General features: G+C 70.8%; 23 protein-coding genes. 14 read left to right on the plus strand and 9 right to left on the minus strand.

All coding sequences use genetic code 11. The features are described 5' to 3' along the window. Window positions 1–55: 55 nt before the first annotated feature. The 3 genes from HCN08_RS06850 to HCN08_RS06860 form a co-directional block, all read right to left on the minus strand. Complete coding sequence (locus HCN08_RS06850; RefSeq protein WP_322974267.1) at window positions 56–1474, minus strand: LCP family protein; 1419 nt, start codon at window positions 1472–1474, stop codon at window positions 56–58. Window positions 1475–1729: 255 nt separating this feature from the next. Then, a complete protein-coding gene (locus tag HCN08_RS06855) occupies window positions 1730–2101 on the minus strand; it encodes an anti-sigma factor antagonist (protein WP_167981956.1) in 372 nt (123 codons plus the stop codon). 148 nt (window positions 2102–2249) lie between these two features. Further along, window positions 2250–3116: a helix-turn-helix domain-containing protein gene (locus HCN08_RS06860; protein ID WP_167981957.1), complete on the minus strand. Its 867-nt coding sequence runs from the start codon at window positions 3114–3116 to the stop codon at window positions 2250–2252. Window positions 3117–3297: 181 nt separating this feature from the next. Here HCN08_RS06860 and HCN08_RS06865 point away from each other — a divergent pair, with 181 nt between their 5' ends. Next, window positions 3298–3780, plus strand: a complete 483-nt coding sequence (locus HCN08_RS06865; protein ID WP_167981958.1) for an ATP-binding protein — start codon at window positions 3298–3300, stop codon at window positions 3778–3780. 24 nt (window positions 3781–3804) lie between these two features. Here the strand turns inward: HCN08_RS06865 and HCN08_RS06870 are convergent, their stop codons facing one another. Continuing rightward, on the minus strand, window positions 3805–4044 hold the full coding sequence (locus HCN08_RS06870; RefSeq protein WP_167981959.1) for a DUF397 domain-containing protein: 240 nt from the start codon (window positions 4042–4044) through the stop codon (window positions 3805–3807). A 244-nt stretch (window positions 4045–4288) separates the two neighbouring features. Between HCN08_RS06870 and metG the strand changes: the two genes are divergently transcribed. Then, window positions 4289–6016, plus strand: a complete 1728-nt coding sequence (metG, locus tag HCN08_RS06875; RefSeq protein ID WP_167981960.1) for a methionine--tRNA ligase — start codon at window positions 4289–4291, stop codon at window positions 6014–6016. 38 nt (window positions 6017–6054) lie between these two features. Then, a complete protein-coding gene (locus HCN08_RS06880) occupies window positions 6055–6426 on the plus strand; it encodes a hypothetical protein (protein ID WP_167981961.1) in 372 nt (123 codons plus the stop codon). Here the strand turns inward: HCN08_RS06880 and HCN08_RS06885 are convergent. The 3 genes from HCN08_RS06885 to HCN08_RS36430 form a co-directional block, all read right to left on the minus strand. Further along, window positions 6419–7168, minus strand: coding sequence for a hypothetical protein (locus HCN08_RS06885; protein ID WP_167981962.1), 750 nt, complete (start codon window positions 7166–7168; stop codon window positions 6419–6421). The two genes, HCN08_RS06880 and HCN08_RS06885, sit on opposite strands and share 8 nt — an antisense overlap. A 240-nt stretch (window positions 7169–7408) precedes the next feature. Further along, the gene (locus HCN08_RS06890; protein ID WP_322974268.1) at window positions 7409–7912 is read right to left on the minus strand and encodes a SigE family RNA polymerase sigma factor; all 504 of its coding nucleotides are present in this window, start codon (window positions 7910–7912) and stop codon (window positions 7409–7411) included. A 181-nt stretch (window positions 7913–8093) separates the two neighbouring features. Beyond that, window positions 8094–8960: an ATP-binding protein gene (locus HCN08_RS36430; protein ID WP_322974269.1), complete on the minus strand. Its 867-nt coding sequence runs from the start codon at window positions 8958–8960 to the stop codon at window positions 8094–8096. A gap of 340 nt (window positions 8961–9300) precedes the next feature. On the opposite strand from HCN08_RS36430, the gene HCN08_RS06895 reads away from it, so the two are divergent. Next, window positions 9301–10116 (plus strand): SDR family NAD(P)-dependent oxidoreductase, encoded by an 816-nt coding sequence (locus tag HCN08_RS06895; RefSeq protein WP_167981964.1) that lies wholly within the window; start codon window positions 9301–9303, stop codon window positions 10114–10116. A gap of 10 nt (window positions 10117–10126) precedes the next feature. On the opposite strand, the gene HCN08_RS06900 is transcribed toward HCN08_RS06895, so the two are convergent. After that, the gene (locus HCN08_RS06900; RefSeq protein ID WP_167981965.1) at window positions 10127–11512 is read right to left on the minus strand and encodes a hypothetical protein; all 1386 of its coding nucleotides are present in this window, start codon (window positions 11510–11512) and stop codon (window positions 10127–10129) included. Window positions 11513–11714: 202 nt separating this feature from the next. Between HCN08_RS06900 and HCN08_RS06905 the strand changes: the two genes are divergently transcribed. The 7 genes from HCN08_RS06905 to HCN08_RS06935 all read left to right on the plus strand — a co-directional run bounded on the left by HCN08_RS06905 (window position 11715) and on the right by HCN08_RS06935 (window position 17418). After that, entirely contained in the window at window positions 11715–13235 is a 1521-nt protein-coding gene (locus HCN08_RS06905; protein WP_167981966.1) for a radical SAM protein, read from the plus strand. Continuing rightward, entirely contained in the window at window positions 13219–13929 is a 711-nt protein-coding gene (locus tag HCN08_RS06910; protein WP_167981967.1) for a maleate cis-trans isomerase family protein, read from the plus strand. The genes HCN08_RS06905 and HCN08_RS06910 overlap by 17 nt, the downstream gene beginning before the upstream one ends. Beyond that, entirely contained in the window at window positions 13926–14750 is an 825-nt protein-coding gene (locus HCN08_RS06915; protein WP_167981968.1) for a hypothetical protein, read from the plus strand. The genes HCN08_RS06910 and HCN08_RS06915 overlap by 4 nt, the downstream gene beginning before the upstream one ends. Continuing rightward, a complete protein-coding gene (locus tag HCN08_RS06920; RefSeq protein ID WP_167981969.1) occupies window positions 14747–15565 on the plus strand; it encodes a PfkB family carbohydrate kinase in 819 nt (272 codons plus the stop codon). Before HCN08_RS06915 ends, HCN08_RS06920 begins: the two co-directional genes overlap by 4 nt. Window positions 15566–15586: 21 nt before the next feature. Then, the gene (locus tag HCN08_RS06925) at window positions 15587–16534 is read left to right on the plus strand and encodes a nucleoside 2-deoxyribosyltransferase (protein WP_167981970.1); all 948 of its coding nucleotides are present in this window, start codon (window positions 15587–15589) and stop codon (window positions 16532–16534) included. Continuing rightward, a complete protein-coding gene (locus HCN08_RS06930) occupies window positions 16531–17031 on the plus strand; it encodes a nucleoside/nucleotide kinase family protein (protein WP_167981971.1) in 501 nt (166 codons plus the stop codon). Before HCN08_RS06925 ends, HCN08_RS06930 begins: the two co-directional genes overlap by 4 nt. Window positions 17032–17112: 81 nt before the next feature. Beyond that, window positions 17113–17418 (plus strand): MazG nucleotide pyrophosphohydrolase domain-containing protein, encoded by a 306-nt coding sequence (locus HCN08_RS06935; protein ID WP_167981972.1) that lies wholly within the window; start codon window positions 17113–17115, stop codon window positions 17416–17418. Between the two features lie 297 nt (window positions 17419–17715). Here HCN08_RS06935 and HCN08_RS34740 read toward each other — a convergent pair whose 3' ends face one another. Continuing rightward, a complete protein-coding gene (locus HCN08_RS34740; RefSeq protein WP_206318430.1) occupies window positions 17716–18357 on the minus strand; it encodes a hypothetical protein in 642 nt (213 codons plus the stop codon). A gap of 284 nt (window positions 18358–18641) precedes the next feature. Here HCN08_RS34740 and HCN08_RS06950 point away from each other — a divergent pair, with 284 nt between their 5' ends. Genes HCN08_RS06950 through HCN08_RS06960 form a run of 3 tightly spaced genes read left to right on the plus strand, consistent with a single transcriptional unit; the run spans window position 18642 to window position 22104 of the window. Beyond that, complete coding sequence (locus HCN08_RS06950) at window positions 18642–19988, plus strand: efflux RND transporter periplasmic adaptor subunit (protein ID WP_167981975.1); 1347 nt, start codon at window positions 18642–18644, stop codon at window positions 19986–19988. Next, entirely contained in the window at window positions 19985–20890 is a 906-nt protein-coding gene (locus HCN08_RS06955) for an ABC transporter ATP-binding protein (RefSeq protein WP_167981976.1), read from the plus strand. The genes HCN08_RS06950 and HCN08_RS06955 overlap by 4 nt, the downstream gene beginning before the upstream one ends. Further along, a complete protein-coding gene (locus HCN08_RS06960) occupies window positions 20887–22104 on the plus strand; it encodes an ABC transporter permease (RefSeq protein WP_167981977.1) in 1218 nt (405 codons plus the stop codon). The genes HCN08_RS06955 and HCN08_RS06960 overlap by 4 nt, the downstream gene beginning before the upstream one ends. Window positions 22105–22155: the final 51 nt, after the last annotated feature.

The following is a 22155-nucleotide window of genomic DNA, read 5'->3' on the forward strand; positions in this document are numbered from 1 at the left end:
ACCGCGGAGAACCGTGCTCCCCCGAGGCACCGCCCGGCACGGGCGAGGGGTCCGGTCAGCCGTAGCTGAGCTTGCTGCAGGGGTCGGCGTCGGCGGAGCGGGCCTGCTTCGTGAGGTCGGTGGGGAGCGGTGTCGGGGTGGAGCTCGCGGAGGCGGTCGGGGACTTGGCGAAGTCCGCGCCGAGGACGACGTTGACGCCCGTCGTGTCGAGAGGCACGAGCTCCGCGCCGGGGAAGAGCTTCGCCACGGTCTGCGCCTTGGCCTCGCCCCCGGTCCCGTACTCGATCCGCGTGACCTCATGGTCACGCGACTTCGCGTTGCTCGTGTTCATCACCGTGAAGTTGTCGCCCTTGAGCAGGTCCGCCGCCTTGCCGGCCAGGCCCGTCGTGAGGGTGCCGTTGTAGACGGAGACCGTGATCCCCGTGCCGTCGACCTTCGTCGCGCTCGCGGACGGCGAGGCGGTCGGCGTGGTCTTGCCGGAGGCGTTCACGCCGTCGAGCGTGCGGTCGGCGCGCAGTTCGGCGAAGAGGTTGTCGACGTCCGGGTGGACGAGGTCGATACGGGCGCCGGCGTACTTCCACGGCGCGGTGATGAACTGGATGTTGTTCAGGTCGATGTTCTTCAGCGACAGGCCGAACGACATCAGCTTGGCCGCGCTGCCGAGCCCGGGGTCCACCGTGAGGGACTTGGTCGCCGCGTTGGCCAGCGGCAGCAGCGTCGTGGGGTTCATGCCCTGGCCCTTGACCTTCTTGATCAGGGCGGAAAGGAACGCCTGCTGGCGCAGCATGCGCCCGACGTCGGAGTTGTCGCCGACCCCGTGCCGGACCCGTACGTAGTCCAGTGCCTGCTGGCCCTGGAGGTTCTGCATCCCGGCATGCAGGACGACCTTGCCCTTGTGGCCGAGGTTGGGGTTCATGTCCCCCTGGTAGATGTCGTTGGGGACGCAGACGTCGACGCCGTGCACGGCGGAGGTCATCGAGGCGAAGCCGGCGAAGTCGACGACGATGGTGTGGTCCACCCGCATACCGGAGAGTTCCTCGACGGTGTTCTGCGTGCAGGCGGGGTTTCCCTTCTCCGTGTTGCCCACGGAGAAGGCGGAGTTGAACATTCCGGCCGGCTGCTCCTTGGACCATTTGCCGTCCGGCAGCAGACACGGGGGTATCTTGACCAGCGAGTCGCGGGGTATGGATATGCCGACCGCGTGTTTGTGGTCGGGGTAGACGTGCAGCAGGATCGTGGTGTCGGAGCGGCCTATCGGCCCGGCCGCGGATCCACCGAGCTTGCCGTTCTCACCGGCGCGGGTGTCGGAGCCTATGAGCAGGACGTTGACGGCCTTGTCGCCGTTGGCGTCGGCCTTCGTCTCGGCGGGGCGGTCCTTGCTCAGCCCGGCGGCGTCGAACGTGTCGATGTTCGCGTTGAGCTTGAGGTAGATGACCCCGGCGCCGCCGACGACCAGCACCACGAACGAGACCACGATCGCGATGATCCAGCGTTTGCGGCTGTGCTTCCGTTCCGGTTTGCGCCCACGAACGCCCATTAGCCCTTTACACCTTCGGTCCTGTGGCACGCGCACACATCACGACGAAGCCCCAACTTCTATCAGTTGCCCCGGCGCTGCCGTATGACGCGCGTCACATTGCGGCCGGACGGACGTTTGTCCAGCCAGACACTGTACGGCGTCAACATTTGGGTGACCTGGGAGAAGCGTGGAGTAATTGCCACCGGATTCTCAGCCGGGCGGGCGCAGCGCCTCGTCCAGGGTGCGGACCGGCCGGAAGAGCAGGTCGAGTCCGGTCATCCGCAGCAGCCGCAGCGTCGGCGGGTGGGCGCACACCATCGCGGTCCGGCCGCCGCGGTCCAGGACCCGGCGGCGGGCGCGGACCAGCAGCGTCAGGCCGTAGCAGTCGATGAACTCCAGCGGCCCGAGGTTGAAGACGACCAGCGGTGCGACGGGGGTGAGCGCGGCGGCGTCCAGGTGCGGGTGCACGCCGTGCGCGCTGCCCAGGTCGATCTCGCCGGCAAGCTCCACGACGGTGGTGCGCGCGAGCCGGTACGTCCGCGCGTACGCGGTCGGCGGCGGAGTTACGTGGTCGTCGTTCACCCGCGTCCCCCGTCCCCCTGCAGTGACTCGCGTAACCGTAGCGGCGACGCGGCCCGCGCAGGGAGAGCGCGCGGGGCAAACCGGACCGTTGTTCACACGTACGGGTGAAGATCGGCCGAAAAACGACGAAAGGTCACATCTCCTGCGATCACATCTCCCGCTGGAGCGCGGCCAGCCAGTCGAGCGAGTCCGCGGGGTCGAGGGCGATCGTGCTGAGCGCGTTCATCGCCTTGTCGTACTCCACGACCTCGTCGTGCTTGTCGATGTAGAGCGCGCCGGTCAGCTGCTCCAGGTAGACCAGGTCCGGCAGGTCCGACTCGGGGAAGCTCAGCAGCGTGAACGCCCCGCCGCCCGCGGCGTGCCCGCCGGTGGCGAAGGGCAGCACCCGCACCTCGATGTTGGGCGCCTCGGCGGCCTCCAGGATGTGGCTGATCTGGTCGCGCATCACCTGCCGGGTGCCGAACGGCCGGCGCAGCGCCCCCTCGTCCATGACGGCGACGAAGTGCGGCGCCCGCTCGGAGACCAGCAGCTTCTGCCGCTCCAGGCGTAGTCCGACCCGGCGCTCGACCCAGGCGTCGGCTCCTTCAGGGTGACCAAGCCGGATCACCTGCCTTATGTAGTCCTCCGTCTGCAACAGGCCGTGCACGAACTGCACCTCGAAGACCCGGATCAGCGCGGCGGACTCCTCCAGGCCGACATAGGTCTGGAACCAGGTCGGCATCACCTCGCCGTAGCCGTGCCACCAGCCGGCCGCGTTGGCTTCCCGTACCAGTCCCAGCATGGCGAGCCGCTCATCCTCCTCGGTGACGCCGTACAGCGTCAGCAGATCGGCGACATCCCGCTCCTTGAAGCTGACTCTTCCCAGCTCCATGCGGCTGATCTTCGACTCCGACGCCCGGATGGAGTACCCGGCGTCCTCCCTGGTGATCCCCCGCGACTCGCGCAGCCTCCGCAGCTGCGCTCCGAGCAGCATTCGTCGCACGATGGACCCGCCTCCCGGCTGCCCTGCGCTCATAAGTCACGCTCCGCCCTTGGTTCATCAGCAGTCTGCCACTAATGGGTCGCGCGCAGTACCCATCCCGTCACTCTCCAATGTCACGTGCATCAATTCCTTGCAGATGCACGTGCAGACGCCCTTGCATCCTCGGGTACCGATCCATGAGCATGGACACCGTGCAGATACTCCGGGGGCACGTATGAACGCAGAGGCCGCACCCGCGCTGTACCCGTTATGGCAAGGCGTGCTCGCGCCCGAGCGTCTTGCCGCGGGTGACGGCGCCACGTGCGAACTGCCCGCCGCCCTGGAGTCGGTGCGCGACGCGCGCCGCTTCACCCGTACGACTCTTCAGCGCTGGGACCTGTCGGTGCTGCTGGACTGCATGGAGCTGGTCGCCTCGGAGCTGGTCACCAACGCGCTGCGGTACGCCGTGCCGCCGGGCACGCCCGGTACGCCCGTACGGCTGAGCCTGGCCCGCTGGACCAGCCGGGTGGTGTGCGCGGTACGCGACCCCAGCGGGGTGGCGCCGGTGGCCAAGGACCCGGACTTCGTGGCCGAGACCGGCCGCGGGCTGCACCTGGTGGACTCGTTCAGCGAGAACTGGGGATGGCACCCGCTGGGGACGACGGGCAAGGTGGTCTGGGCGCTGTTCCTGATCGCGCCGGCCGGCCCGCACCGGTAGCCGCTCCGCCGGGCCGGCTCCCCGTCAGCTCGGCATCAGGTGGTCGAACTCGCCCGCCTTCACACCGATGATCATCGACTCGATCTCGGCCCGGGTGTAAATCAGCGCGGGGCCGTCCGGAAAGCGCGAATTGCGTACCGCCACCTCCCCGTCCGGGAGTGCGGCGAACTCCATGCACGTGCCATTGGCATTGCTGTGCTTGCTCTTCTGCCAGACCACGCCCGCGAGGTCATCCGCGGCCATTCCATTGTGTGCCCGGCGCATCAGCCACTCCCCATAAGTGCCCTGTGGTACAGGAGATGATAACTCGCGGCGCGAGCACGTGCATGTGCACGTGCAAGTGCACGTGCAGTCACACCGCGTGATGTGCGTGATCGACGTACGCCCGCTCTGACCTGAACCTGACCGGAATGCGAATGCGGTGGCGGTCCCCCCGCTACGGTCCGATACGATTGACGGTCCGTAGATGAATTCCTCACTCCACGCTACGAATTGGGAGCAGCCTGCAATGGCTCGTCACCTCATCACCTCAGCCCTGCCCTATATCAACGGGATCAAGCACCTGGGCAACATGGTGGGGTCCATGCTCCCCGCGGACGTCTACGCCCGCTATCTGCGCCAGCGCGGGCACGACGTCCTCTACATCTGCGCGACGGACGAACACGGCACCCCGGCCGAACTCGCCGCCAAGGAGGCCGGACTTCCCGTCGACGCCTTCTGCGCGCAGGCGCACGACGCCCAGAAAGCGATCTACGACGGCTTCCAGCTGTCCTTCGACCACTTCGGCCGCAGCTCCTCCGGGCAGAACGTCGAGATCACCCAGCGCTTCGCCCGCCGGCTGAACGAGAACGGCTTCATCGAGGAGCGGGCGATCCGCCAGGTCTACTCGCTGGCCGACGAGCGCTTCCTGCCCGACCGCTACATCGTCGGCACCTGCCCGCACTGCGGCTACGACAAGGCCCGCGGCGACCAGTGCGAGAACTGCACCCGCGTCCTGGACCCCACCGACCTCATCGAGCCCCGCTCGGCGATCAGCGGCAGCACCGCGCTGGAGGTCAGGGACACCAAGCACCTCTTCCTCCTCCAGTCCAAGCTCGCCGCCGAGGTCGAGTCCTGGCTCGACGCGAACAGCGCCGACTGGCCGACCCTGTCGTCCTCGATCGCCCGCAAGTGGCTCACCGAGGGCCTGCACGACCGCGCCATCACGCGCGACCTCGACTGGGGCGTCCCGGTGCCCGCCGACACCTGGCCGGAGCTGGCGGCAGAAGGCAAGGTCTTCTACGTCTGGTTCGACGCGCCGATCGAGTACATCGGTTCCACGAAGGAGTGGGCCGACGCCGCGCCCGAGGGCGAGACGCGCGACTGGCAGTCGTGGTGGTACGAGGCCGACGACGTCCGCTACACGCAGTTCATGGCCAAGGACAACGTCCCGTTCCACACGGTCATGTTCCCCGCAACCGAGATCGGAACCAGGGAGCCGTGGAAGAAGGTGGACTACGTCAAATCCTTCAACTGGCTCACCTACTACGGCGGCAAGTTCTCCACCTCGCAGCGCCGCGGGGTCTTCACCGACGCCGCCCTCGACGTGCTGCCCGCCGACTACTGGCGCTACTTCCTGATGGCCAACGCGCCCGAGTCCGACGACGCGTCCTTCACGTGGGAGCTGTTCACCGCGGGCGTCAACAAGGACCTCGCCGACACGCTCGGCAACTTCGTCAACCGCGTGCTGTCCTTCTCGCGCAAGCGCTTCGGTGAGCAGGTGCCGCAGGGCGCGCCGGCCGGCGCGGCCGAGGCCAAGCTCGGCGAGCAGGTCGCCACGCTGCTCGCGGAGTACGAGGGCCACATGGAGACCCTGCAGTTCCGCAAGGCCGCGCAGTCGCTGCGCGCGCTGTGGAGCGCGGGCAACTCCTACCTGGAGGAGAAGGCGCCCTGGACGGCCGTCAAGACCGACCAGGACGGCGCGGCCCTCACGCTGCGCACGGCGATGAACCTCATCCACCTCTACGCCGTCGTCTCCGAGCCCTTCATCCCGGCCTCGGCCGCGGCGATGCGGGCGGCCTTCCAACTGCCCGCGGACGACGCCCGCTGGGTCACCGCGCAGGAGGCCAGGGCGCTGGACTTCGTGCCGGCCGGCACGCCGTTCACGCTGCCGCCGGTGCTCTTCGCGAAGATCACCGAGGACGACCTGGCGGCATTCGTGGCCCGCTTCGGCGGGGATCCGGCCGCGGCGGCATGACAGCGTCGGCGTCGGCGGCGTCGTCCGTACGGTAGCCGGTGCCCGCCGTGACCTCGGCGGGCACCGTCCGCAACGGCCCCTCGTCGGGCACCCGCGAGGGCCGCGCACCTAGGCCGTCGTCGCCACAGCCGGCGAGCAGCAGCACGCTGCCGGCGAGGGCGAGCAGGGCGGTGCGGCGGGTGGGAGCGGGCGCTCGGGTCGGGCGGTCGGTCGGCGCGGGGGCGGGCGTCCGGGCGGGCGCCCGGGTGGTCGTGCGGCGGGCGATCGCTCGGGTCATGCGGCGGATGGTCATGCGGCGGGCGATCGCTCGGGCCGTGCGGCGGGTCGGATTCCAGGCGGGCGTCCGGGTGGTCGTGCGGGCGGTCATGCGGCGGGCGATCGCTCGGGTCGTGCGGCGGGTGGTCATGTGAAGGCTGCCGTCGAGAGGATCTGCCGGGCGGCGGCGAACTGCTCGTCCGTGGGCTCGGCCATGCAGGCCACGATCCACACGACCAGGTCCGAGCCGCTCTCGTCGGGGAGGGTACGGGTCAGCTGGCGGGTGCCGCCGACCGTACGGCACGCCTGGTAGGGCGCCTGCTCCTCGACCGGCAGCGCCAGGTCGTGCATCTTGCCGGCCTGGCCGTACTTCTGCTCCCGGAACATCACCAGCGCGCCGCCCTTGGCCAGGGCCCGCACCAGCGGGGTACAGAAGCCGTCCCGCGCGTGGGCGCAGCCGCCCTCGGGCAGCGCGAGGTCCTGCGTGGACGTGAAGACGCTCGACGTCGCCGGATCCGGCAGGGTGTGCCAGCCGGCGGGCATACGCATGAGCAGCCCGCCCATGCCGGCCGGGCGGTAGCCGCCCTCGCCGGTCGCCGGGGGCATGGTCGTACCCGTCGGCGCGGTCGCCGGCGGTGTGCTCCCCCGCACCCCCGCGGGCGGCGCGGCACTGACCCCGCCGCCCGTCCGCACCAGCCCCGGCACGGCCAGCAACCCCGCCGCGACGGCCAGCACGGCGCCCCCCGCCACCGCCGCGGCCCGCCTCCTCCGCCGCCGCACCCGCTCCCGTACCCGCTCCAACCGCTGCGCGGGCGCACCCAGCTGCGGCACGCCCCGCTCCAGCAGGGCCCGCAACGCCGCTTCTTCCGCCTCCCCGAGGGGGGCTCCCTCACCCACGGCCCACCCCCCACCCGCCGGCCAGAGCACTCAGCCGCCGCCCGGCGCCAGGACCCGACCCGCTACGGGCACGCCGCTGCCCCGACTGCTCCCGGCCGGGAGCCCGCCACGCCGGCGTCGTGGTGGGAGCCGGTCCGCTGCGGACACGCCGCGGCACCAACCGCTCCCGGCCGGGAGCCCGGCCGAGTTCCGCCCGCCCGCGCCACGCCTGCTCCCCGGCGGGAGCCGGTTCGCGTTCCGTCATCGCTCGCCCCCGTCCGCCAGTGCCGTTGCCGGGAGCAGGCCGCGCAGGGTGCGCAGGGCCTTGGCCGACTGGCTCTTGACCGTGCCCTCGGTACACCCCAGCGCCTCCGCCGTCTCGGTCACGCTCAGGTCCTCGAAGTAGCGCAGTACGACGACCGCGCGCTGCCGCAGCGGCAGGGCCCGTACGGCGGTCGCGAGCGCCTGCTCCAGGTCCACACCGGCGTAGGCGTCCTGCGCCAGCGCCAGGTCCGGCACATCGCCGTGCGGCACCTCGCCGCGCCATCGGCGGCGCCACCACGAGGCGTGCGTGTGCACCAGGGCCTGGCGGACGTACGCTTCCGGGTTCTCGTCGGCGATGCGGGGCCACTTGGGCCAGACCTTGGCCAGGACGGTCTGGAGCAAGTCCTCTGCGAGGTGCGCGTCGCCGGTGAGCAGCCATGCGACGCGCAGCAGCCGTTGGCTGCGCGCCGCGATGAACTCCTCGAACCCGGCCTCGCCCACGCTTCCCTCCCACACCTCCCTAACGCCCGAGCCCCGCCCTCAGGTTGCCCTCAGGGAGGGTACGGCTACGGCTGCCGCCGCACGGGCTCTCGCGGGGAGGGCTGCGGTTTGCGCCGCGAGGTGCATTTCAGGGGCGCGGGGGGACTTCCTCGAAATGCACATGACGTGCGGAGGATGGGTGTCAGACCATGGAAGGTATGTACACGACTGCGCATGGCGTCAGCGGCACACGCCGCGTTGGCGTGCGCAAGCGTCGTCCCGCAAGTCTTCGATGCAGGTTCGCGGCAGCCGCCGGCGTCGGCGGACACATCGTCGCCTGAGCTGACGACTGGGAGGTTTCCGGAGCCACAGACCCCACCACGCCGCCCGGAATGGGGCCGTGGCTGCGCGGTGAGATTGGGCCATACTCCGGTTTGGTCGGGCCGAGCGTTGACCGGATCGGACGCAATCTAAATGCCGAGGCTCGCACAGCCACGTATCGGGCTCGCAGGTGGGCGCAGGACCGTACGGCCCGGTGGGCGCAGGGGCGGCAGACCGGCGGGTGGGCGGTGTGTTCGGCTCCGGGCCTCAGGTCGCCGGCCGGAGCGTCGAGGAGCCAGAGCACGCCGTCGGCGGTGCGGTCGGCCGGCCCGCCGCAGACCTGGCACCGCAGCCCCGTCATACACAACCGCTGCCGCAGACTGTGCACCTTCCCGTACTGTCCTTGGGCCGTTGCGGAGCGGAAGCACGGCCGATGTCCTGCGTCCACCTCGGCAAGCCAGCCCGGTTCGGGCTGTGGAGTGCTGGGTGCCGGGAAGGCTGCCACGAGGAAGATGCCTCTTCCTCCGGCTGCTTCGACGCCGACTTCCTTCAACCGAGGTGGTGTCGGATCTCGGTCCCGTACCGAGATCCGCACCATCGAGTCGGTGGCCTCCAGCGTCAGCTCGATGGCGCTTACTGGGTCGGGGCCGGATGGGAGTGAGCTGGCCGCCGCCCCCGGGTGACGGATCGCGTTGGTGACCAGCTCGGACACCACGAGGCGGTCGTCTCGACGGTCTCCTCGGAGCACACCTTCCAGCCCGGCAGCACGTCCGCGACGTGCCGTCGAGCCGAGGCGGGCGAACTGGGCGTATCCGCCAACGTCAGGATGCTGATCAAGGGTGATGCCTGGGACACGATGTACCTCCCGGTCGGAGGGGAGCGTTCGGCTGCTGGCTCTCTACTCGTTCTCGATTCGGGTCGCCCTGCCGGAGGCGAGGCGGATCGCCGGCACACGGACCGGCGACAGCCTCGCCGTAGGTCCTTGAAGTGGTAGGCATCCACAGAACCGTCTCGGCACCGCTCGCAGCAGGGGCAACAGGGGGTGTAATCAAGCAGGCGGGGATGCAGGAAGGCACCAGGAGGAAGCGATGTCCACCATCAGGGAGACCAGCGCAGCGGGTGGGCGGGGCGGTCGCTTCGAAGGGCGCCGAATGGTGGTGACCGGTGGTTCCCGTGGCCTTGGAGAGCAAGTGGTCCGGCTGCTGCTCTCCGAGGGGGCCGTTGTCGCAACCTGCGGGCGGACGGCCGATCACCTCGACGCCCTACGTGACGCCGTTGAGCCTGGCGATCGACACCGGCTGGTCACGCGAGTTCTTGACCTCGTCGAATCTGGGGCTGTCGAGACCTTCGTCGCGGAGGCAGCCGACGAGCTGGGCGGTCTGGACGGAGCCGTTGCAAGCGCCGGCGGAGCGCGGGGCCGCGGTGTCGGCGAGGCCACGCATCAGGACTGGGCGACGACCTGGGAATTGAACGCGGGCCACGCCGCCCGGCTCATCGGGGCGGTGGCTCCCCACCTGCGGGCCGCCGGTGGTGGGTCCGTCGTGGTGGTCTCGTCGATCTCCGGCTCCCGGCCTGGTCCCCAGGCTCAGTACGGTGCTGCCAAGGCTGCTCAGATCCACATGGTGTCGTCCCTGGCGCGGGAGCTTGGCGCCGACGGCATCAGGGTGAACGCCGTCAGCCCGGGGTCGATGCTCATCCGGGGAAAGCGGTGGTACCGGATGCGGGAGGGGGACCCGGCTGCCTTCGAGCGGTTCCGGGACGAGTTCCCCGGCCGAGAGTTGGTCGACCCACGGGAGGTCGCCGATGTGATCGCCTTCCTGCTGTCGGCGGAGTCCCGGGGAGTGACGGGGGCCAATATCCCTGTGGACCGGGGGCAGAACGCCCCCACACCCGACGGGTACTGATCAGCGGACCTCAGGCGGCCTCGCCGAGAATCGGCCGAGCCTTCCGCTCGAAGTCACGCACGAGAGCCTCGGTCCGGCGAGGAGCGAGCCGGGAGCGGAAGTCCCGGAGCGCCTGCACCGACCGCTCGCTGTGGACGTCTCCCAACTGGTCGAGCGCACGCGTCGCCGTTCCGACGGCCTCGTCCAGACGGTTCTGCTGGAAGAGGGCCGTCGCCAGGACGGAGCGGCTGATGGCCTGTCGGCGGCGCCGGTTGGCGTTGGCCCGCACGGACGCTTCCGCCAGGCGCTCCGCCTCCGCGGACTCACCGAGATCGCGATGGACGAGCGCGGCCTCCGCTTCCAGGTAGTGATGGTCCAGATATCCGACCCAGCGGGACTCCTCGTCCGCCCCACGGCTCAGGTCGAAAGCCGCGTTCGCGGCGACGAGGGAGCGGGTCGCCGGTTGGGAGTCGCCCAGCGCGGCGTGGCCACGGGCGGCCATTGCGTGCAAGCGCATCAGCCCGAGCGGACTGCCCGCGGACTTGGCCGTGGCGATCCCGGCGCGGGCGAGCGAGACCCCCTCGGCTGGGTTCCCCAGGCTGGTGGCCAGGTGGGACATGCCGGCCAGGATCTGACCGCCGAGGACGCGGTCACCGCCTTCTGCACACAGCCGCAGGGCCTGGGTCATGTACCGCTGTGCGAGGCCGTAGTCGGCGGAGTCGTACGAGCACCACCCGGCCATCGCGGCGAGTTTGGCCGCAGACGTGAAGAGGAGGCGTCGCTGGTGGGGCGGCGTACCGTGCTGCTGCAGCAACGGCGTCAACTCCGTGCTGAGGTAGTGCACGATGCTGGCCCGGACGCCACCGCCACCGAACCTGTTGTCCATCTCGTCGAACATGCCGATCATCGCCTGAACTCGCTGCGCAGGACCTCCGCCCGCAACGGCGGCCAGTCGCGGCGCCTGGTCCTCCTCCAGGAGCCAGAGCAGCCACTGGCGCTGCGGATCCATCAAGGCCGTCGCCACGAACGGCACGGTCCCGAGCAGACTGCGGCGCGAGATGTCGGTGGAGCCGAGCTCCGCGAGAATGTGCAGCGTTTCGGCCACATCTTCACGATACGTCAGCGCCTTGGCCACGACCGGGCGCTGCGGCTCGGTGGGAAAGGCCAGATCGACCTGCGACACCGGACGGCCGAGGAATCCCGCCAGGGCAGCGGCAATGAACTCCGGAGCCCGGCCCCGCGGGACCATGCCGCTGAGCCACCGGGTCACGGACGCCTTGTCGTATCGCGACACCACGCCCTGCGCCCGCCCGAGTTCGTTGACCTTGCGGGCTAAGGCCGCGTGAGAGCATCCGGCTTCGAGGATCGCCGACCCCAGCGCGGTGTTCCCGTCCGCAGGGCCTCTGTTCCTGACCATGTTCTGATGATGCCCCGTCGATCACGCGGCGTCCCAGCCTTCGTACCGCGGGTAGCTGATTTACAACCCCTGTGCAACCGAACAACTCCGACGACCCCTCGTCGGGAGCCTGTCCCCGCCCGAGACTGAAAGCGCGGGGGCGACGGTCCAGCGCTCCGGGAGACCCGTGGCCCGAGGCAGCCCCAGCAGAGGGAGGGGAACGATGAGCCCAGTCGTGATCCTGGATTGCTTCACTGTCGAGCCGAGCGGCCTCGGTGTGCCGCCCTACCTGTCGACGTACGTGCGGAGCGCATGGTCGGCCCTGCGGCGGTCCCGGCCGGACGCAGACCTGCGGTACCTGACGATCGACGACGTCCGCTGGTGCCTCGCGGGCGGAAGGCCCGCCGTGGAACCGCCGCAGAGCGATCCCCTGACGTACTCCGTCACCGCCAACCGCGACAACGCCATCCAGCTCCTGCGTGACGCCGGGTTGGTCGTCGTGGTCGCCGGTGACGCGGTGCCGTCCGTCCACCTGCACGCCGTGAACGGCTCGCCGGAGGAGATCGCCCGCGCCCTCGCGTGCGTCCGGGGCCGACGCTGCCTTCTCGGGCCGCTGTCGGCGTACGTGAACGACGCCCCCGCGCAGTACGCCGGGCTGTTCGACGCCGTGCACGCGGCGACCATCACGTCCAGGGACATCACCCTCGGCAGCCGCCAGGCGGCGCCGTACGACCTGATGCGCGGTGACCGGGAGGACTTCGGCAGGCTGGTCGCGCAAATGCCGTGGCGACCGATCGCCGAACTGGAGCTGTACCGCGGGTGCACGCGGCGGAAGTTCTGCGACTTCTGCAACGAGCCGGCCAAGTCGCCGCTCGTCGCCTTCCGGGACGTCGAGGACGTCGTGGAGGAGGCCGCCCAGCTCTACGCGGCCGGAATCCGCAACTTCCGGCTCGGCCAGCAGACCTGCTTCTTCTCCTACCGCAACCGGGACGAGGAAGCGATCCGGGCTCTGCTCGGCGGTATTCGGGAGCGTTGCCCGGAACTGGAGGTGCTCCACATCGACAACGCGGACCCACTCGCCGTGGCCGCCCCGGTCGGGGCGCGGATCGCCAAGCTGGTCGCCGAGCACTGCACCGAGGGAAACTGCGCTCCGATGGGCATCGAGACCTTCGATCCGGCCGTCGTCGACCGCAACAACCTCACGTGCACTCCCGACATCCTGATGCGCGCGGTCCAGCACATCAACGAGGCAGGAGCGGACCGCGGCCCCGGCGGACTGCCGAAGCTCCTGCCCGGCCTGAACCTGATCTACGGACTGCCCGGCGAAACCCACGGCACCCACGTCGCCAACCTTCTGGGCCTCAGCCGGATCCTCGACGCAGGGCTCCTGTGCCACCGCACCAACGTCCGGCTGGCCCGAGCCTTCCCGGGAACGCCGCTGGCCGCCCTCGGCCGACAGGACCCGCTGCCGTCCGCCGAGCACTTCGCCTCCTGGAAGGCGGACATCGACTTCGGCTGGGACCAGCCGATGAAAGAACGTGTGTACCCCACCGGGTTGTGCATCCCGGGACTGCACTCCTACTTCGTCGGCCAGAGCGGCACATGGTGGCGCCGCCTGGGCTCGTACTCGATCCAGATCATCGAGCGCGACACCGCCACCCCCCTGGGAACCACTGGCGACCTCACCGTCACCGGCCATGCCCCTCGGATGATTTACGGAGAGCGCCTTGCCGCAGCCGCCTGAGGGCACCCTCGACCTGCTCGCCAGGCTCGACGAGGGCAGCAGCCGCACGGTCCGCGTCGGGGTGCTGCTGCCCTGGGCCAACGTCGCTGTCGAGACCGAACTCCCGCGCCTGGGCCTGACGCACACGGTCTTCCACCACGCCCGCCTCGTGCCGGAGTCACGGACCACGGCGGTCGACCACATCTTCTGGAGCGGCCTGCGCGAAGCCGCCGCCGGGGCGCTGGACTCGTTGTCGCACGTGCCGCTGGACGCGGTCGTCCTCGCCTGCACCTCGGCTGGGTTCACCGGCGGTCCCGAGATGCCGCCCGGCGTCGTCACCGCGTTCGACGCCCTGGTCGGCACCCTGACCTCGGCCCGACTGGGGCGGGTCGTCCTGGCCACGCCATACCCGAGCCCGGTGACCGCGGCGGAGAGCGACGCTCTGGCCAAGGCTGGCATCGACGTCCTGGCCCACGTGAGTCTGGGGCTCGACGACGGCTATCCGGCGGTCAGTGCGGAGAAAGTGCTGGCCCTGGTCAGCGCCCTGCCGGAGGGGGCGGTGCAGGCGGCCGACGCCGTCGTGCTGTCGTGCACCGGGTGGCACACCCTGCCAGTCGTCCAGGACGTGGAGCAGGCGACTGGCAAGCCCGTGATCACGTCCAATCTCGCCATCGGGCTGCTCGCAGCCCGCCTTTCCGCCGGAGCAACCCTGTGACCCTCGAACGTCCAAGGCCCCGCGCGATCGACAACCGGCGCATCCACCGACTTGTCGAACGGGCCGCCGCCCTGCCCGACGTCCGCACCGAGGCCGAGGCCAACCACGACGACAACCGGTGGTGGCCGCTGTCCACCACCGATCACCGCATGCGCATGCTTGCCGCCGGCTGGTCCACCCGGGTGTCCTACCGGATGGTGGAGACCTACCGGCACGTCATCCTGGCAGCCGACGCCCGCGGGTTCGACGTACTGGCGAACGCGTCGGACGACGACCTCGGCGCGCTGGTCCGGCCGATCGGCCTGCCCCGGGCTCGGATCGACTACCTGCGCTCGCTCGTCGACCTGTGCACGTTGTGGGACAAGCAGGCGATCGATCCGTCGTCTCCCACCGCGAGCGTCGACGACCTCGTGGCGGACTTCGCCGAACGGGTGCGCGGCGCCTCCTTCAAGGTCGCGCAGTGCGCCCTGCTCAACGCCCGCGGCTATCACAGCGGCATCGTCCCGGTGGACTCCGGCATGGTCGGCAAACTCGCGCCCGCCCTCGGTATCGAGCTGCCCAGCGGTGCGGTGGCTCACGAGAGGTTCCGGCACATCCTCGAAGCGGCGGTCCACGCGCACCGCGACGACTTCCGGGCACTCGCGGTCCAGCACGAGTACGCGGTCACCATCCCGGACGGCGCCGAGCCGACCTGGTGGGTCCACCTGGTCCTCATCTACTTCAAGCGCCTCTACCTCAACGGCCCGTCCCCTCGACTGTGCACCCGCCGACCGGTGTGCACGCAGGTGGTCGACTGCCCCCACCGGAAGCGCGGAACGTGACCGCACTGGCCGTGATCGGCAACGTCTCCCGCGACACGACGCGTTACCCCGACGGCCGGGGAGGCGTCAGCCTCGGCGGCGCCGCACTGCTGACCTCGCTGGCCGCCACCCGGGCCGGACTCCGAGCCGGACCGATCTGCGTCTTGGGTGACGACCTCGCCCACCTCCCGGAGGCAGCCGACTTCGCGGCGCTGGACTGGTCGGCGGCATCCCGACTTGTCGGCCCGTCGCCGTCGTTCGGCCTCACCTACGACGGGGCCGGCGAACTGCTCGCGATCAGCACGGACTACGGCGTCGCCGAGGGACTCACCGACCACGTGCTCGCACATCTGGCCCGCTCCGCCGGCGGCACGTACCACGTCTGCTGCCGGCGCCCTCTCGGCGTCCGCACGGTCCTCGCCGAGCTGGCGAGGCGGCGGGCCGACTTCAGCCTCGACTTCTACCTGCCCAGCGCAGCACCGCTGATCCGGGAGGCCCTTCCCTGGCTGGCGGAGGCGTCCACCGTCTTCGTCAACGCAGCCGAATACCAGGCACTCCGGGGCCTGGTCGATGTCTCCCACTTGCAGGAAGTCGTGATCACTGACGGCCCCCGCACGGCGCGCGTTCTCGAGTCCGGGCGGGCAGTCGCCGAGGCCCGGCCGCCGACCCGCGCTGCTCGCGACGTGACCGGGGCTGGCGACACGCTGGCCGGCACGTACCGGGCCCAGCGTGACCAAGGCGCCACTGCTCAGCAGGCCCTCGCCCGAGCGGTGTTCGCCGCCGCCGAGCACGTCATAGCGCCACCCCTGCCGATTCCGGCGCCCCGCCGCGCCTGACCCATCCGTTGGGAGCACCCGGTGTACTACATCGCTCACCGACTTTTCGCCGCGCACGACCGCGCTTTGGCCGCCGACCTCGCCAAGCGCCTGGCCGACAAGGTCGGCCCGAACCGCGTCTTCCTGCCGTTCTGCGACACCGACGAGGAACAACTGGTCGCCGACGTCAAGGGACGACGTCTCTTCGAGCTGGACCGTGAACGCCTGCGTCGGATCGACGCGATGGTGGCCATCCTGCACGGTCCGAGCCTGGACGACGGCGTCTGCATGGAGATCGGGTACGCCTGGGCGTGCGGCGTGCCGGTCGTCGTACTGACGACGGACTTCCAGACGTACTCGCTGACGGCGGACGGTCCGCGGCTCGAATTCCCCGATCCGCTGATCGAGGCGGCGGCGACTCGCGTCATCCGACTGCCCCGCCTCGGGCCGCCGACCACGGCGTCGGAGTTGGGTACGGCCTCACGCTTCACCGCTTTCCGCGAGCGCAACCTCGTACAAGCGGCATCCGCACTCGACACTGCCGTCGAGGCTCTGCTCGAACTGCCGGCGCCTGCCCGACACGAACCTCGCCCACCCGCTGGAGGGACGGTGTACGTCGAGCCCTCCCCGTACGGTCGTCGGGGTGTCGATCACCTCGTCCAGGCGTGCGTCTCAGTCGGGTACCGCATCGTCGGGCCGCAGCGCTTTACCGCGCCCGACCCTCTCTCGGCTGCGCTGGCCGACCTGACGGCCGCTGTCGGCACGAGGCGCCTCCTTGTCGACGTCTCCGGACCGGAAACCCCACCTGGTGGCGCACTGCTCATCGGCGCCGCATGCGCCTCCGGCACGCCCACTGCCGCCTACGCCTGCCGAACCGGCTTCACCCACGCCGTCGGGCGTGAGCCGAACTGGCGGAACCTCATGATCCAGTACGCCGTGCAGGCCCGGCTCGACACTCCGGAGGCCGTCACCGCCTGGCTGTCGGCATGAGCGTCGAACAGATCGTCGCAGGCCACCGGACCCTGGTCCTCGAAGGGTGCGACGGCGTCGGGAAGACCACCCTGGCCCGACGCCTGTCCGTCGACCATGGCTTCACGGTGGTGCACTCCCCACGAACCCCCGACCACCTCGACCTCGCCGGCCGGTACCGAGCGATCCTGGCCCAGGAGGGCCACCTCCTGTTCGACCGCTGCTTCCTCAGCGAACTGGTCTACGGCCCCCTCAACCGGGGCCGCTCCCGCATCACATGGAGCGAGGCCATCGACCTCGCCGAAACCGTCATCGCCCGCGACGGCCTGCTCGTCCACCTCACCGCCCCGCCGGCCGTCGTCCGCCAACGGCTCCTCACCCGCGATGGCGAAGCCATCAGCCTTGACGAGGTCACGGCTCTGATCACGGCATACCGGCGCGTCTTCGAGACCCTGGCGGACTATGCACCTGTGCTGACGATCAACACCAGCACGCTGGACGTCCCCTCTACAGAGTGAACTTCCCTCCCCCTCTTCTCGGACGCGTTCTTCACCTCGCTAGGCTGCGACCGCACCTGCTGCCGCGCCGTCGGAGGAGCCATGGACATCCGGTCCGCCCAGAAGCTCGCCTGGGAGAACAAGACCGCCAAGGGCTTCAACACCACCGATGTGCCTCTAGAGTTCGGCCTCCTGACCGCCGAGATCGGCGAAGCCTTCACCGCGTGGCGCAAGGGCCTGCCCGACTTCGGCGAGGAGCTCGCCGACGTCTTCCTCTACCTCGTGGCCCTCGCCGAGATGAACGGCATCGACCTCGGCGACGAGGTGGCCCACAAGATCGACAAGAATTCCCGCCGCGTCTACGACCGCAACGAGCACGGGGTGCCGATCCGGGTTGGCGAAGGCTAGACCGCTCTGCTTGCAACTCCCGGCCGGGCACTGACGGATGTGACGGGAATTGGTGCAGGGACGCGTGACAGGTCAAGACATCACTTGATCGTGCAGTCGGGCCCCTGCCTGGCGGCCCAGGACTTGATCAAGTTCCGTTGAAAGACGCTTGCCTGGTTCTTGCGCTGCGGGGCAACGCGCCAGGGGGTACCCGGGTGAAGCTCGTGGGGAGTGGCGCCGCAAGCCATGGACCGGCGGATGGTCCCGCGAGGGCAGGGCGGGGCAGCCCGGGGGGCTGGAGGGCGGCGTGTGCGGGGGTCAGGTTGTGGAGGGGGTGGGGCGCTGGGGGAGGAGGGCCTTGCATGTGTTGTACGCCGAAGCGATCTTCGGGTCCGAGGTGTTGAGGCCGCCGAAGCCGCGGCGGGCGGTGGATGTGGAGTCGGGGGACGGGGAGCCCGTCGGGAGGGTCACCCCGTGGTCCTTGAGGCAACTCGTGAACGCCTGGAAGGCACTCGCGTCGGCCCCGCCGCCCCCCGCGCCCCCGCGGTTGAACTGAGGCCGAAGCGACGCGCACGCGTCCAGCGCCTTCTGCGTCGCCGGGTCCGCCGACGCGCCGCCGAAGCCGGGGAAGCCCCCGCCGAAGCCGCCACCGCCGCCGGGGCGGCCCGAGGGCCGGCCGGACGGGCGGCCGGAGGGCCGGCCTGAGGGGCGCCCCGCGCCCTGCGAGAAGCTCGGAAGCTTCACGCCGTGCTGCGACAGGCAGTCCCGGTACGCGGCCATGTCCTGCGCACCGCCGGAGGCCGAGGCCGAGGCGGAGGCCGACGAGGAGGGCGCCGAGGACGCCTTCGCGTCGGACGGGCCCGAGCCCCCGGAGGAGCACGCCGCGAGCAGCAGCGCCCCGGAGGCGATGACGGCGACGGACGCGCCGGCCCGCAGGGCGGTGGTGGGGATCCGGGTCATGGCCGTGGTCTCCTCGGAAGGCGGAAGCGATGAGCCGCCCCACGCGTGCGCGCGGGGAAAGGCGTACCAGCGCAGGGCGGCAGCCCATGACTGAACCGCACCCACGTAGGCGCCGCCCGGACGCCGCCTGTGAGTTCCCGGGGAACAGACCGCCCCCTACCGCCCGAACCCGGCACACCCGCGCCCGTAATGCGGCGTCGCACCGTAAAAAACCCTTTCGCGGTCCCAGAGAACTCCCAGACTGCTCTCAGGGCTTCAAAGGAGTGGCCCGCCAGGATGCGGGCATGAAGGTGCTCCCACGGCGGCGCAGGGCCGCCCTGATCAACTCGGTGCTCGGCGTGGTCGTCCTCGCGGGCGCCGGCGGCGCCTACGCCGCCGTCCACGACGACGGCGCCAAGTCCACCGGCAGCGGCACCGCGCGCGTCGCGACCGTGGCCAAGGGCACCGTCCTCGCCACGGTGTCCGGCTCCGGCACGCTCGCCTCGCCGAGCGACGCGGGCCTGGACTTCACCACCGGCGGCACGCTCACCGCGGTGGACGTCAAGCCGGGCGACAAGGTCAAGAAGGGCCAGGTGCTGGCCAAGGTCGACGCGACGGACGCGAAGGCCACGCTCCAGCAGGACGAGGCCACGCTCGACGCGGCGGAGGCCAACCTGACGAAGGTCGAGGCCGGCGAGCTCCCCGCCTCCTCCGGCAACTCCGACTCCGGGAACGGCCGCGGGCAGTCCTCGCCCACCCCCTCCCCGACCCCGACCGTGGACGCCGCCCAGCTCGCGCAGGCGCAGGCCCAGGTCACGCAGGCGCAGAACGCCGTGGACGCCGCCCAGCGCGCGGTCGACGGCACGACGCTCAAGGCCCCGGTCGCCGGTACGGTCGCCTCCGTCGCCGGCAAGAAGGGCGACACGGTCTCCGGCACCGGCGGCAACGGCTCGGGCGGCAGCGGTAGTGGCAGTGGCAGCGCCGGCGGCTCCGGCTCGGGTTCGAGTGGCAGCTCCACCGGCTCCCTCAGCGGCTTCATCGTGCTCACCAACCCGGCCGGCATGCAGGTCACCGCGAACTTCTCCGAGGCCGACTCGCTGAAGATCAAGGCCGGCCAGTCCGCCACGGTGACCCTCAACGCCGAGTCCGGCACCGTCCTGGACGCCAAGGTGCTGAGCATCAGCTCGCTCCCCGCGAGCAGCGGCTCGGGCTCCGGCGGCGGCTCGTCCAGCGGCGCCGTCCAGTACCCGGCGACGCTCCAGATCACCAGCGACACCTCGAACCTGCGCACGGGCCTGAGCGCCAGCATCCAGGTCACCACGGCCTCGGCGAGCGACGCGCTGAGCGTCCCGACCGCCGCGGTCACCGGCACCGGCACCAACCGCTCCGTGCTGGTCGTCAACGCCGACGGCTCCACGACCCGTACGCCCGTCACCGTCGGCATCGAGGGCGACTCCACCGACCAGATCACCAGCGGCCTGAGCGAGGGCCAGCGGGTGCAGATCCCCACGGTCGCCTCGTCCGGCAGCAACGGCTTCCCCAGCGGCGCCTTCCCCGGCGGCTTCGGCGGCGGTGCGGGCCGGCTCGGCGCGGCCGGCGGCGCCGGCGGCGGGACCTTCCGCGGCTTCGGCGGCGCGGGCGGTGGCCGATGAGGCTGGGCCTCGGCCGCCTGGACGCTCTGCGCGGACGCACCGGCGCCCACCGCAGGGCCGACGGGCCGGCCCCGGAAGCGGAGGAGGGCCCCTGGGGCCCGCCCCCCGTCATCGAGGTGCGCGCGCTGCTGAAGACGTACGGCCACGGCGACGCGACCGTACGCGCCCTCGGCGGCCCGCCCGACCCGCTCACCGGCGCGTCACCCGGCGTGGACCTGCTGGTCGAGCAGGGCGACCTCATCGCGGTGATGGGCAGCTCCGGCTCCGGCAAGTCCACCCTCATGAACATCCTGGGCTGCCTGGACGTGCCGACCTCCGGCCGCTACCTGCTCGACGGCATCGACGTCGGCGGTCTCGACGAGCACCAGCTCTCCCTGGTGCGCAACCGCAAGATCGGCTTCGTCTTCCAGTCCTTCAACCTCGTGCCGCGCACCCCCGCGCTCGCCCAGGTCGAACTGCCGCTCGCGTACGCGGGCGTGAAGTCCGCCGAGCGGCGGCGGCGCGCACTGGCCGCGCTGGAACTGGTGGGCCTGGCCGACCGGGTGGACCACCGGCCCAACGAGCTGTCCGGCGGCCAGCAGCAGCGCGTCGCCGTGGCCCGCGCGCTGGTCACCGCGCCGGCGATGCTGCTCGCCGACGAGCCGACCGGCAACCTGGACAGCCACAGCACGGAGGAAGTGCTCTCGATCGTGGACCGGCTCAACGCGTCCGGGCGCACCGTCGTCCTGATCACCCACGAGGACGAGGTCGCCCGGCACGCCAAGCGCGTCGTACGGCTGGTGGACGGGCAGGTCGTCAGCGACGTACGGCAGGCGCCGGTCGACGGCCCGCCGCCCGCGCTGCGCGACCCCGCGCTCTTCCGGGCCGCCGCCCCCCAGGCACTCACCGGAGGCGCGCTGTGAACCCCTTCGAGACGCTGCGCTTCGCGGTCGGCGGCCTGGCCGCCAACAAGGTGCGCTCGGCGCTCACCATGCTGGGCGTGCTCATCGGCGTCGCCGCCGTCATCATCCTGCTGGCGGTCGGCAACGGCTCGTCCCAGTCCGTCAAGGACTCCATCGAGAAGCTCGGCACGAACTCGCTGACGATCTCCTCCGGCGGCGGCTTCGGCGGCGGACGCGGCGCGTCCTCGACCAGCACGAAGCCGCTGACCGTGGACGACGCCCGGGCGCTCGCCGACCCCTCGTCCGCGCCGCACGTGAAGTCGGTCGCGCCCGAGGTCACGACCTCGCAGACCGCGATCTACGACGGCACGTCGCACACCGTGGGGCAGGTCGTCGGCACGTACCCGGCGTATTTCGAGGCGTCCAACAGCAAGGTCGACAAGGGCGACTACTTCTCCGCCGACGACGTGCTCAACTCCCGCAAGGTCGCCGTGATCGGCTCCACGACCGCGACCGACCTGTTCGGGACGGTGAGCCCGGTCGGCAAGAAGATCGACATCGGCGGCACGCCGTTCACCGTCGTCGGGGTGCTCGCCACCAAGGGCGGCACCGGCTTCCAGGACCCGGACGACACGGTCGTCGCACCGCTGCCGACCGTGCAGAACGCCTTCACCGGCTTCGGCTCGATCAGCCAGATCCTCGTCGAGGCGACGTCCGCGGACGCCACCACCCCGGCGCAGAACGAGATCACCACCGTCCTGATGGGCACGCACGGCCTGAAGGACCCCAGCGCGCTGGACTTCCGGGTCAGCAGCCAGGAATCGCTGCTGAGCACGCAGTCCGACACCAACAAGACCTTCACGGTGCTGCTCGGCGCGGTCGCGGCGATCTCGCTGCTGGTCGGCGGGATCGGCATCACCAACATCATGCTGGTGACGGTGACCGAGCGGACCCGGGAGATCGGCATCCGCAAGGCGATCGGCGCGCCGCGCGGCGTCATCCTCGGGCAGTTCCTGGCCGAGTCGACGCTGCTGTCGCTCATCGGCGGCGGGCTCGGCGTGGTCGCCGGGCTCATCGGCTCGCACTTCCGGATCGTCGGCATCAAGCCGGTGGTCATCCCGGAGTCGGTGTGGGGCGCGTTCGCCGTCGCCGTGGCCATCGGGCTGTTCTTCGGCGGCTACCCCGCCAACCGGGCGGCGAGCCTGCGGCCCATCGAGGCGCTGCGGCACGAGTGACGTCACCGAACCAGGCTTTACCAGGCAAGCCCCAGGCATGACTTCAGTTAC

This window comes from Actinacidiphila epipremni, from assembly GCF_012034175.1.
In the GTDB taxonomy this organism is placed as follows: domain Bacteria; phylum Actinomycetota; class Actinomycetes; order Streptomycetales; family Streptomycetaceae; genus Actinacidiphila; species Actinacidiphila epipremni.